The following is a 10,896-nucleotide window of genomic DNA, read 5'->3' as shown; positions in this document are numbered from 1 at the left end:
TGACGCATCCTCACCTCCCGTCAGCCGCAATGAATCAAATCACGCAGCCATTGGCTAGGGGTTTTTGGAGGTCCCCATCTGCGCTCTGATCCTTCGATACGCCCCTTCGACTTCGCTCAGGACCTACTCAGGACGAACGGTTCCCTTCAGAACGCGCTGACGAGGGCCGAGACTTGCGCGTTGGCGGCGGCTTCGATCTCGGCGGGCAGGCTCTCCGGCTGATCGCTGGCGAAGGACCATGCGCCAAGCAGGATGCCCGCGGCCCAGAGCAGCGCGGCCCGGCGGCTCCTGAACAGGCGGGAAGAGGGCAGGCCGAACATCCGGCCCTTTCTAGCGGGTGGCGGTTAAGGGTTGGTGTCGGCGGGGTCGCTGCCGAAGCCGTGAAAATCGCCGGAAGGTGACAAAGGTGACACTACGTCACCCCCCATCTCGTCCCTTTCACGTTGACGCGCAGCATCTTCGGCCGCTGCGGCGAGCAATCTGTCGCGGCACAGGTCGAGGGCCCGCTGCAGTTCTTCGCGCGCAGCCTTACCGGCTTCCGGATCGGGCGCGAACGGGTCCGGCGGCGGTGCCTCGAGCGTGTAGAGAGGCACGCCTTGCAACCATGTCGGGTCCGGGCCGCTGGAGCGGATCGTTACCCCGCCCTGGAGCCGCAAGAGCGCATGCTCCAGCGCTATGGCATAGAGATCGGACGGTGCCGCGACCTTGACCTCCTCGGCGGGGCGGCCATAGAAAGCGGGCCTGCGCGTGCGCAGCAGGAACTGCGCCAGCCGGTCATTATAACGGCGATGTTCGCCGACTATCTGGCCCTGATAATAATGCGGGACCGCCACGCCGTGGATCGCGCGCGACATCACTGCGTCCTGCAACTGCAGCACGGCGAATTCGAGTGCATTGTCCCAGGCCAGCCGAAAATTCGCTGCCTCGGGATCTGCACGCAGGCGATAGGCGCTGTTGCGGGACAAGCCCACCCGCCGCGCCGCGTCGGTGACACACCCCGTCTCCGCCAGCGCATCGATGAACTCTGTCTGGCGTTCTGGGGTCCAGCCGTCATGCCGCACGCGGAGCGGAATGGGGTTGAAGGCGGTGTCCGGCTGGGACTTCTTTGCGGGGGGATTTGGTTTGGTCATGGGCGGTGGTGTAGCCCATTTGGTTAGGTGTAGGACAGGGGGGTGATTTGGAAGTGCAAAATGCACTGGACCTGCTATATATGTATAGCAGTAGATGGAGGCCCTTATGCTTGCCGTGCGTTTAACGCCTGAAATTGAAAGCCGCCTTGATGCGCTGGCAGCGCGGACGGGCCGGACCAAAACCTATTATGCGCGCGAGGCCATCGAGGCGCATCTGGACGATCTGGAAGACTTTTATCTTGCCGAGGAGCGGATGAAGGGCTTTCGGGCGGGCGATGCCATTCCCCTGTCGGATGTGAAGGCCGCCCTTGGCCTGGACGCTTGAGTTCCTGCCCGATGCGGTGAAGGAACTGAAGAAACTAGACCGCACCGCCGCCGCGCGCATCATCAAGACTCTGGAAGAACGCATCGCCGTGCTGGACGACCCGCGCACGCTGGGTAGTGCGCTGACGGGCGATCATGCGGGATATTGGCGCTGGCGCATCGGGGATTACCGCGTGGTGGCGCGGGTGGAGGATGAGCGGATTACGATTGTCGTGGTGCGGGTGGGGCATCGGCGGGAGGTTTATCGGTGAAGCTGATAGCTTTGAAGGCTGGAGCAGCAATATCGATCTTTAAAATGCATCAAAATATATTTCGTTCATTTCACCAATGGGTTCTTCCGATCAGTGGAACCCGAACATACGTCAAAAAAATCGATCCCGAGATTAGTTAGAACGCACCCGTTAGCGTTCACCATATATGAGTTGTCCTTTTGAAGAGGAACGTCTTCATAACGAAATTGTCGTACCAAATTAAGCGCGGCTAAGACGTCAACCGTCGGCTCCCAACGCAGGTAATCAGCTCCTTCGTAAAAGGTGCTGACATCTTGCATGTCCAAGTACGGCTGTCCTCTCGTGAGGCCAATGCTGTGAAAGATAAGGCCAGGTTGTTCAAGATGCTCTAAAATGAAAAGAGGCAAGTCGTCGGCATTTCCTTCAGGATCAACGTTCCTTAAAAAGCCAAATATAGCGTCTCTATCAAAGACAGTGCAATCGTGATGATGCCACCAAAATCCGGCCGCAGTTTCTTTTCTTCCACGACTACCCGTCACCATCCTAGTTAGATAAATGATTTCATTAGCTGTTATCTCTCGTAAAATCCTTAAGTACAACAGATGGCGAGCATCCACCTTAGTGCAGGCATCAACTAAAAGATTGCTCCATGCCTCTTGTAGCGAAAGGTCTTCATCTATTTGCTCCTCAAGCGATGCTGCTTCAGAAAATGGGAGAAAGAACTTAATAGGTGGCATCTTCAATACCAAGCCTTCGGCCTTAGCCTTTTTTTCGGCCTTTTTGACAATCTTCAATAAAGATACATATCTAAGGTATCTAATTTTGTCGGCAATGTAATTTCCGATCTCCTTAGAAGGAGGCTGCAAAGCAGAGTTCAATACATCTGCGATCTCGCCAGCAGCTTTTGCAGAAATGGGATCAAAGGCCATTAGTTCTCCTCACTCCGCCGGCAGATAGATCTCCCCGCCCTTTTCCTTGAACACTTCGCTCATCTCGGCCATCCCCGCTTCGGCGTCCGCGCGGTCGCCGCTGGCCGCTATGAAGGCGTCGGCTTCCTGGTTCTGCTTTGCGGCGAAGTCGCGGACTTCCTGCGTGATCTTCATCGAGCAGAATTTGGGGCCGCACATGCTGCAGAAATGGGCGGTTTTCGCGCCTTCCGCGGGCAAGGTCTGGTCGTGATATTGCTCGGCGGTGTCGGGATCGAGCGACAGGTTGAACTGGTCGCGCCAGCGGAACTCGAAGCGGGCGCGGGAGAGGGCGTCGTCGCGCATCTTGGACGCGGGGTGGCCCTTGGCGAGGTCCGCCGCGTGCGCCGCCAGCTTGTACGTCACCACGCCGACCTTCACGTCGTCGCGGTCGGGCAGGCCCAGATGCTCCTTGGGCGTGACGTAGCAGAGCATCGCCGTGCCGTACCAGCCGATCATCGCCGCGCCGATGCCGCTGGTGATATGGTCGTATCCCGGCGCGATATCGGTGGTTAGCGGCCCCAATGTGTAGAAGGGGGCTTCGCCGCACGCCGCGAGTTGCTTGTCCATATTCTCCTTGATCTTGTGCATCGGCACGTGGCCGGGGCCTTCGATCATGACCTGGACATCCTGTGCCCAGGCGCGCTTGGTGAGTTCGCCCAGCGTATAGAGCTCGCTGAACTGCGCTTCGTCATTGGCGTCGGCGATGGAGCCGGGGCGCAGGCCGTCGCCCAGCGAATAGGCGATGTCATAGGCTTTGCAGATTTCGGTGATGTCGTCGAAATGCTCGTAGAGGAAGCTTTCCTTGTGGTGGGACAGGCACCATTTCGCCATGATCGATCCGCCGCGCGACACGATGCCGGTGACGCGCTTTGCGGTCATCGGGATATAGGCGAGGCGCACGCCCGCGTGGATGGTGAAATAGTCGACGCCCTGTTCGGCCTGCTCGATCAGCGTGTCGCGGAAGATTTCCCACGTCAGGTCCTCGGCCACGCCGCCGACTTTCTCCAGCGCCTGATAGATGGGCACGGTGCCGATGGGGACGGGGGAGTTGCGGATGATCCATTCGCGGGTGTCGTGGATGTTGCGGCCGGTGGAGAGGTCCATCACCGTGTCCGCGCCCCAGCGGATCGACCACACCATCTTGTCGACTTCGTTGGCGACGTCGGAGGCGACGGCGCTGTTGCCGATATTCGCGTTGATCTTGACCAGGAAGTTGCGGCCGATGGCCATCGGTTCGGATTCGGGATGGTTGATGTTGTTGGGGATGATCGCGCGGCCACGGGCGACTTCATCGCGGACGAATTCGGGGGTGACGTAGTCGGGGATCGATGCGCCCCAGTCCTGCCCGTCGCGGATCAGCTTTTCCTTGGCAGCCGCGCGGCCCATATTCTCGCGGACGGCGACATATTCCATCTCGGGCGTGATGATGCCTTTACGGGCATAATGCATTTGGCTGACGTTCGCGCCTGCCTTGGCGCGGAGCGGGCGCTGGACGACATGGGGGAAGGGCGCGACGCCGCCGGAGCGGTCGGGGCCGAGCTGGCCATTGTCTTCGGGCTTGAGGGCGCGGGCGTCATATTCCTCGACATCGCCGCGGCCTACGATCCAGTCGCGGCGGAGCTGGACGAGGCCAGCACGAATGTCGATCGCGGCCTTCGGATCGCTATAGGCGCCCGAGGTGTCGTAGACGCGGAGTGGCGGTTCGCCGCAGCCGGGCTCCAGGTGGATTTCGCGCATCGCGACGCGGATTTCGCCGGCCTGCATGCTGGGCGCGACGACGTGGATCTTCTTGCTGCCCCGGATCGGTCCTGTGGTGACGCCTATTTCCGTCTTGGTGGGGATGTCGGCCATGCTCATGCTCTCCTGTTGGCGGGGGAGAGTGCGGGCTCCGAACAGTGGAAACGCCATGCCCTCCCTACGCCAGTGTCAACTGGATCAGGTTCAGCGGGTCGCACGGATTTGCACCGCACCTCTCAGCCTCATGGCTCCCCGGGGAATGAGCGGGACGATAAGCCGCAATGGGCGGCGCGTCCAGCGGCAAAAGGCGAGGCGTGGCATTTGCAGGCGGCGTTCCTATGTTAAGTGAATGAAGATATTCACTATCGGTTATGAAGGCGTGACGCAGGCGGAGTTCATCGCGCGGCTGAGCGAGGCTGGCGTGAAGCGCGTGGCGGATGTGCGCGCGGTGCCCCTGTCGCGGCGTCCGGGTTTCTCGAAGAACGTGCTTGCGGCGGGGCTGCGCGAGGCGGGGATCGACTATATCGGGTACAAGGCGCTGGGCACCCCGCCGGAAGGGCGCGAGGCGGCGCGCAAGCATGACCATGCGCGGCTGGCGGCGGTGTATGCCGAGCAACTGGATTTGCCCGAGGCGATGTTGCAAGCGGCGCAGCTTGCCGACGCGGCGGAGGAGATGCCGACTGCTTTGCTGTGTTTCGAGCGTGACCCGGCGGGCTGTCATCGCTCGCTGTTGGTGGAGGCGGCGATGCCCGACGCGGAGGTGGTGAATTTGTTCGTTTAGAATGGATGGGGTTCAGTTTGCTTCTCTCCGTTCGTGCTGAGTAGAGACTGAGCTTGTCGAAGGCTCATATCGAAGCATCATGCGCAGCGCCTGATCCTTCGATACGCCATTTCGACAAGCTCAATGGCTACTCAGGACGAACGGATGTGCATGAGATTCCCAACATGCCCTAAGCTCTCGTCAGAACAGCGGACCAAGCATAGCCGCGATAGAGTGGCGCGAAGGCGAGCGTCAGGCGGTGACGGGTGGCGAGGTCTTCGAGGACGGGGCGGAGGTCGCCGCGCGGGGATACGTCGAAGCGGCGGAGCCATGCGAACAGCAGGTCGCGCCAGAGTGTGGGTAGCCTCTCCTGCTGGCCGAAATCGACGATGTGTATGGAGCCTCCGGGAGCGAGGGCGCGGGCGGCTTCATCGAGCGCCAGTTCCCAGCCGGGGATCATCGAGAGCGTGTAGGACAGGAAGATGCGGTCGAAGCTCTGCTGGCCCCAGAGGTGCATCCGCTCGAAATCGGTGGCGTCGGCTTTGGCGAGGGCGATGCGGCTGGTGAGGCCCTGCCGTGTCACCGATGCCTGCGCGGTGTCGAGCATCGCCTGGCTGATGTCGAAGCCGTGAAGCCGCGCCTGCGGCCAGCGGCGCGCGGCGGCAATCAGGTTGCGCCCGGTGCCGCAGCCGACCTCCAGCACCGACACGTCCGGTCCGGCGTCGAGATGGCGGATCAGACGGTCGCGACCCAGCAGGTAATATTTGCGCGACACGTCGTAGATGTGCCGCTGATAGCGATAGATTGCGTCCATGTGACCGGCGTGGTCGGGGCGCATGGCGGCCGTCCGCTCCAGCATCAGTCGCCCTTTAGCACATAGAGGTGGAAGCCGCCGTAGATCGCCGAGCGGTCGCGGCGCGTACCTTCGTCGGAGCGTTCGGCTTCATAATGCCACTGGCCGAGCAGCGCGTCGGGCAGGCGGCCGGGCAGCAGCGTCGGGCGCGCGGCGGTGCGGAAGATGACGCGCGCGCCGGGGCGGGCCGTGCGGGTAATCTGTTGCCAGAGGTCGGTCATCTGCGCGTCGGTCATCCAGTCCTGAGCGTCGAGGAGGACATAGCGGTCCAGCGCGCCTTCGGGGAGGGCGCGGAGATGCTTGGCGAAGTTGCAGTGGAGGATTCGGGCGCGGGCGACGCCTTCGCGCACGGTCTGGTGATGCGCTTCCTCCAGATAGGGCGGCAGCGAGGCGCGGGGGGCGTCGCCATAGCCGCGTCCGAACGCCTGCCAGGCGAAGTAGTTCTGGCGGATGTCGAAATCGCAGGCGAGCTTTTCGAGGCGCTGGCGCAGGACGGCGTTCATGCCCTGCGCATCGCCTTCGCATAGCGCTTCATACTGCGCGGGCGGGATGCCGAGGCCGAAGAGCGAGGCGGGCTGCTGCGTCAACCAGCGGATGAACTTCTTGTCGAAGATCGGGGCCATGCGTGTCTCGAAGATCTCGCGCTGTTCCTCCAGCGACTGCGCGGCGAGCATCTCGCGCGGATCGATGCGGTAGATCCTGGCGATCAGATGCGCGCCGCCGATGAAATGGCCGAGGAGGCCGTTGGTGTAGAAGTTGCGGGTGAAGGCGCTGATCCGCCGCCGCCCGGAGAGGTCGCGGCCTTCCCAATAGCGCCGCGTCACCTCGTCCAGATGCGGGGCGACATGGGTGCGGTAGGCGGTGACATTGTCCTGCTGCCCGGTCTGCGCGAAGAAGCGGTGGAATGCGCCATAGTCCGGCAGGTGCTGCGCGGCGGCGAGCTTGAGCTTGCCAAGCGCGACATGCGCGGTGTTGAGGTCGACTGCCGTCACCGAGTTCGGGCGCGCGGTGAGATAGGAGAGCATGTTGCAGCCGCCGCTGGCGATGGTGATCACGTCGCTGTCGGGGCCGATCTCCAGCGCGTCCATGTCGACGAGCGGGTCTTCCCAGATCTGCGCATAGACGAGGCCGCGAAAGGCGAAGGCGAAGGCGCGTTCCAGCAGGCCCCTGGGCGTCAAAGGGGCATGTTGGTAGACGGCCTTGCCGACGGCGCTGGCGGTGGAATCAGGTTGCGCGGATGCGACGGACGACAGGGCCATGTGCGAGGGTTCCATTTCCGTTGAATGACGGGCTGCTAGCGGCAAGCCATGACGTGCGCATGACCCGGCGATGACCGTTTCGCGTCAGCCGGTCAGCGCTTGCCTTGTTTCAGTTCCGACAGCCTGACGCCGTGGCTAATCGCGACCTGACCGTCGAGCATCTCGACTTCGAGCAGCACCGACGGATCGCGCGCGGCCCAGTCGATGGTGATGCGGCCGTAATTGGGCATCAGCGGCGCCTTGGCGATGCGGTTGCGATTGGGGCCGAAGACCGGCCACACCTGCGTCAGCCCCGACGAGGTGAGATCGTAGAGCGGATAGGGCACGCCGTCGCTTAGCTTCGAGAGTTCGGCATAATGGGTGTCGCCGGAGATCATGACGAGGTTCTCGACCTGCGCGAAATCGATGAGGTCGAGCAGGCGCTGGTGATCGGCCTGGAAGTTGATCCATGCCTCGTAACCGGGCGCGTCCGCCAGCACCTGCGTCGAGGAGGCGAGGATGCGCAGGTCGGCGGGCTTGCGCAGTTCGGCCTCCAGCCATTCCCACTGCGCCGCGCCCAGCATCGTCGCGGTGGGATCGGGATTGACGAAATATTGGCCGCGGTCCTTGGGTTCGACGCTCATGCCGGTCAGCGGGGAGCGGAAAGTGCGGTTGTCGGGCAGGATGATCTGCACGCGGCGGCCTTTGGGTCCGAAGACATAGCTGGTGTAGATGCCTTCATGGCTGCGGCGGAAACCGTCCTCCGGCTCGCCCCAGAAGTCGAGGAAGAGGGCCTTGGATTCGCCCTTCATCGGATATTCGGAACCGCCATCGTTGACGCCGTAGTCATGGTCGTCCCAGGTGGCGATGCAGGGGGTGGAGGCCCGCAGCGCCTTGAAGCCGGGCTTGGCGGCGAGGCGGTCGTATTTCGCCCGCATCACGCTCATGTCCTGCGTGTCGCCGTAGATGTTGTCGCCAAGGAACACGAAGAGTTCCGGCTTCCAGGCATTCACCCGGTCCCAGATGGGCTGTTCCTTGTCCTGATGCGCGCACGACCCGAAGGCGATGCGGCTCAGCGTCTTTTCGCCCGGCGCGGCGAGGACGGGAGAGAAGGCCGCCAGCGAGGTCGCGGCGACACCGCCTTTCAGCAGCAAACGGCGGCCTATCTCTCCCGCCACGATCAGAAGCCCCGGCGCAGGGTGACGAAGAACTGCTGCGGCGCGCCGATCAGCAGCGTCTGGTTGTCGCCGCTATTGCCGAAGCCATTCGAGCCGATGGTGCCGATATAGTCCTTGTCGAACAGGTTGGTGGCGGAAGCCTCCAGCGCGAAGCCGGTGAGGAAGCCCATGCCTTCGGGCACCTTCACGCCGACGCTGGCGTCCACGACCACGCGGCCAGAGACCGACTGGTCGTTGGTGTAGGTGAAGTAGCGCTTCGACATGTAGTTCGCGCCGATGCGGCCGAAGAACATCTCGCCATCATAGGCGAGTTCGCCCGATGCGATGTGCTTGGGGCTGTCGACGGTAGTTTTGTCCTTGATGAGCACGGTCGCGGTCGGCGTGACCACATTGTTGCGATAGGTCGAGTCATTGTAGGAGTAGGACGCGGTGGCGATGAAGCCGTTGCCCATCGTGTAGGTGCCGGCGATTTCGCCGCCGACCGAGCGGACCTTGCCGACATTCTGCAGGATCACCGGATTGCCGACGATGCCGGGGCCTGAGGATATGCCCTGGATGCGGTTGTTGAAGTCCACATAATAGCCCGCGATCGATCCCTGGAAAGCACCCGCGCGCAGGCGGCCGCCCACTTCGTAGGTCTGCGAGGTTTCGGGCTTGAGCCTGTTCGATGAGACCAGAGCGTTGAAGCCCGCCTGCGTCGTGGCGAAGGGGCCGGCCGTTGCGGCGGACGCGTAGGAGCGCATGTTCTCCGTGTAGTTGGCGAAGACTTCCACGTCATCGGTGATCTTATAGAGCGCACCGGCCTGCGGGAGGAACCAGTCCTTGGTCTGGATACGCCCGGAAGCGAGGCCACCGGCGACGCGGGGGGTGGCGCGGTTGATGACGCGAACGCCCTTCCAGCCGCCCGAGAGCGTCAACTGGCCGAGTTCCAGCGTGTCCATCACATAATATTGCGCGGTTTCGGTGCTGAAATCGACGTCCCACGAAGTCGCGAAAGGATTGCGCTGGAACTTCAGGCTGTCGCGCGAGGAACCGGCCAGCGTGTTGGCCAGCGAATAGAAGCGGCGGGCGTTGCGGAAATCATTGCCTTCGTACCAGCCGCCGACTTCGAGGCGGTTGCCATCCATTTCCCAGACGATGTTGCCGAGCGCGCCCATGCGGCTGATATTATATTCGGTGGTGCGGACGGAGATCGGCGCGCCGGTCGGGCTGGCGACATAGGGCGTCCACCAAAGGCCCTGGCCTTCATTATTGTGGTAATAGCCCTGCAGCTTGGCGTGGACGTTATTGGTGATCGGCGTTTCGAAGGTGATGCCGCCCAGCCAGTCGCGGCGCACACCGGCAGCGTCGTAATAGGCGTCGTCGAGCGACTGCACCGGAGCGGGATAGGCGAGGCCAAAGGTGGGGAAAGGCTGCGGGCTCTGCGGGAAGGCCGAGCCATTGGCGGCGAGCCATGCCTGATTGGCGCCGACGGCAGCGACACGATAGGCCGTCTGCCAGTCGGGCGCGAAATTGTCCCAGCGATTGCCGAGGCGCGCGATCATGCCGAGCGACATGTCCTGATAGTCGTTTTCGCGGCGGTCGGAGAAGTTGACGAAGCCCGTGATCTTGCCGTCGCCGAGGTCGGCCACGACCTTGGCATTGACCTGATGCTGGACCTGCTCGCCTTCGCCGCGCCACTTGCCCGCGTTGAGATAGCCATAGCTCAGATAGCCGCGCACGCCACCGAGGTCGCCGCTGTCGACACGGACGAAGCCGCGATAGGTATCGTCGCTGCCATAGGTGCCGGACGCGGCGATGTCGGCATCGGCCGAAGGATCGCGCGAGGTGAACTGCAGCGTGCCGCCAAGGTTGCTGGTGGAGGCGGTGGCAAGGTTGCCCGCGCCCTGGCTGACAGTCACGGTGCCAAGATTTTCGGAGATGATCGCGCGGCTGATGTGGAGGCCATTATGGTTGCCGTAGCTCATGTCGCCCAAGGGCACGCCGTCCAGCGTGAAGCCGAGCTGGCTCTGGCTGAAGCCGCGCAGCGAGATGCGAGTGGACCATTCATAGGCGCCGAATGCGTCGCCGCTCTGGAAGTTGACGCCGGGCAGCTTGCTGATCGCCTTCAGCGGCGAGGTGCCGGGGGTTAGGAGTTTCAGATCATCTGCGCCGACCGTCTGCACCTGACGGGTTTCGCCAAAGCCATAGACCACGATCTCGCCGCCGCTCTCGTCGGCTGCGGCTGCATCTACGGGCGCGACATCCTGCGCAATGGCCAAGGCTGGGCAGATGGCGATGCTGGCGACGGAGGCCAGCAGAAACAGATTTGGACGGCGCATGATTGTAGACTCCCCAAGGTACACAATGGATGGAGCCCTTTGCGCTGCCGAAATGACCGTTCGGCGGCGCAGCAATTACGGTTCGATGACGGTTTGAAGGCTTTGTGTGACGATGCGCCGATGCCACAGCATGGGGATCGGAAGGCGCGCGGCGTCG

The 10,896-nt window shown here is 62.6% G+C and carries 11 protein-coding genes and 1 riboswitch; of the genes, 3 read left to right on the top strand and 8 right to left on the bottom strand.

What is annotated here, in order from left to right; all coding sequences use genetic code 11:
• Positions 1–146 precede the first annotated feature (146 nt).
• Both QHC67_RS10610 and QHC67_RS10605 read right to left on the bottom strand, forming a co-directional pair.
• Complete coding sequence (locus QHC67_RS10610) at positions 147–320, bottom strand: hypothetical protein (RefSeq protein WP_319294091.1); 174 nt, start codon at positions 318–320, stop codon at positions 147–149.
• 24 nt (positions 321–344) lie between these two features.
• Positions 345–1,130 carry a hypothetical protein gene (locus QHC67_RS10605; RefSeq protein ID WP_319294089.1) on the bottom strand — a complete coding sequence of 262 codons (786 nt, stop codon included), beginning with the start codon at positions 1,128–1,130 and terminating at the stop codon, positions 345–347.
• 106 nt (positions 1,131–1,236) lie between these two features.
• On the opposite strand from QHC67_RS10605, the gene QHC67_RS10600 reads away from it, so the two are divergent.
• Both QHC67_RS10600 and QHC67_RS10595 read left to right on the top strand, forming a co-directional pair.
• On the top strand, positions 1,237–1,455 hold the full coding sequence (locus tag QHC67_RS10600) for a TraY domain-containing protein (protein WP_319294087.1): 219 nt from the start codon (positions 1,237–1,239) through the stop codon (positions 1,453–1,455).
• Positions 1,439–1,705 carry a type II toxin-antitoxin system RelE/ParE family toxin gene (locus QHC67_RS10595; RefSeq protein WP_319294085.1) on the top strand — a complete coding sequence of 89 codons (267 nt, stop codon included), beginning with the start codon at positions 1,439–1,441 and terminating at the stop codon, positions 1,703–1,705. The genes QHC67_RS10600 and QHC67_RS10595 overlap by 17 nt, the downstream gene beginning before the upstream one ends.
• Positions 1,706–1,770: 65 nt before the next feature.
• On the opposite strand, the gene QHC67_RS10590 is transcribed toward QHC67_RS10595, so the two are convergent.
• Complete coding sequence (locus QHC67_RS10590) at positions 1,771–2,613, bottom strand: hypothetical protein (protein ID WP_319294083.1); 843 nt, start codon at positions 2,611–2,613, stop codon at positions 1,771–1,773.
• A gap of 9 nt (positions 2,614–2,622) precedes the next feature.
• Positions 2,623–4,503 carry a phosphomethylpyrimidine synthase ThiC gene (gene thiC, locus QHC67_RS10585; protein ID WP_319294081.1) on the bottom strand — a complete coding sequence of 627 codons (1,881 nt, stop codon included), beginning with the start codon at positions 4,501–4,503 and terminating at the stop codon, positions 2,623–2,625.
• Between the two features lie 44 nt (positions 4,504–4,547).
• A riboswitch (TPP riboswitch) is annotated at positions 4,548–4,654 on the bottom strand.
• Between the two features lie 84 nt (positions 4,655–4,738).
• Between thiC and QHC67_RS10580 the strand changes: the two genes are divergently transcribed.
• Positions 4,739–5,170: a DUF488 domain-containing protein gene (locus tag QHC67_RS10580; protein WP_319294080.1), complete on the top strand. Its 432-nt coding sequence runs from the start codon at positions 4,739–4,741 to the stop codon at positions 5,168–5,170.
• Between the two features lie 169 nt (positions 5,171–5,339).
• Here QHC67_RS10580 and QHC67_RS10575 read toward each other — a convergent pair whose 3' ends face one another.
• From QHC67_RS10575 to QHC67_RS10560, 4 genes are all read right to left on the bottom strand, one after another.
• A complete protein-coding gene (locus QHC67_RS10575) occupies positions 5,340–6,008 on the bottom strand; it encodes a class I SAM-dependent methyltransferase (RefSeq protein ID WP_319294078.1) in 669 nt (222 codons plus the stop codon).
• Positions 6,008–7,261, bottom strand: coding sequence for a DUF3419 family protein (locus tag QHC67_RS10570; RefSeq protein WP_319294075.1), 1,254 nt, complete (start codon positions 7,259–7,261; stop codon positions 6,008–6,010). Before QHC67_RS10570 ends, QHC67_RS10575 begins: the two co-directional genes overlap by 1 nt.
• Positions 7,262–7,353: 92 nt before the next feature.
• Complete coding sequence (locus QHC67_RS10565; protein WP_319294073.1) at positions 7,354–8,418, bottom strand: alkaline phosphatase D family protein; 1,065 nt, start codon at positions 8,416–8,418, stop codon at positions 7,354–7,356.
• 2 nt (positions 8,419–8,420) lie between these two features.
• Complete coding sequence (locus QHC67_RS10560) at positions 8,421–10,739, bottom strand: TonB-dependent receptor (protein WP_319294071.1); 2,319 nt, start codon at positions 10,737–10,739, stop codon at positions 8,421–8,423.
• Between the last annotated feature and the right edge of the window lie 157 nt (positions 10,740–10,896).

Origin of the sequence: Sphingobium sp., from assembly GCF_033795625.1 — a bacterium.
In the GTDB taxonomy this organism is placed as follows: domain Bacteria; phylum Pseudomonadota; class Alphaproteobacteria; order Sphingomonadales; family Sphingomonadaceae; genus Sphingobium.
The sequence above is the reverse complement of the archived record's forward strand: the minus strand, read 5'-3'. Positions and strand labels throughout refer to the sequence as shown.

Bases quoted from the DNA above. Each gene is read 5' to 3' on its own strand.
- QHC67_RS10600 (WP_319294087.1), top strand. From the start codon at position 1,237: ATGCTTGCCGTGCGTTTAACGCCTGAAATTGAAAGCCGCCTTGATGCG.
- QHC67_RS10580 (WP_319294080.1), top strand. From the start codon at position 4,739: ATGAAGATATTCACTATCGGTTATGAAGGCGTGACGCAGGCGGAGTTC.
- QHC67_RS10575 (WP_319294078.1), bottom strand. From the start codon at position 6,008: ATGCTGGAGCGGACGGCCGCCATGCGCCCCGACCACGCCGGTCACATG.
- QHC67_RS10570 (WP_319294075.1), bottom strand. From the start codon at position 7,261: ATGGCCCTGTCGTCCGTCGCATCCGCGCAACCTGATTCCACCGCCAGC.
- thiC (WP_319294081.1), bottom strand. From the start codon at position 4,503: ATGGCCGACATCCCCACCAAGACGGAAATAGGCGTCACCACAGGACCG.
- QHC67_RS10610 (WP_319294091.1), bottom strand. From the start codon at position 320: ATGTTCGGCCTGCCCTCTTCCCGCCTGTTCAGGAGCCGCCGGGCCGCG.
- QHC67_RS10590 (WP_319294083.1), bottom strand. From the start codon at position 2,613: ATGGCCTTTGATCCCATTTCTGCAAAAGCTGCTGGCGAGATCGCAGAT.
- QHC67_RS10560 (WP_319294071.1), bottom strand. From the start codon at position 10,739: ATGCGCCGTCCAAATCTGTTTCTGCTGGCCTCCGTCGCCAGCATCGCC.
- QHC67_RS10605 (WP_319294089.1), bottom strand. From the start codon at position 1,130: ATGACCAAACCAAATCCCCCCGCAAAGAAGTCCCAGCCGGACACCGCC.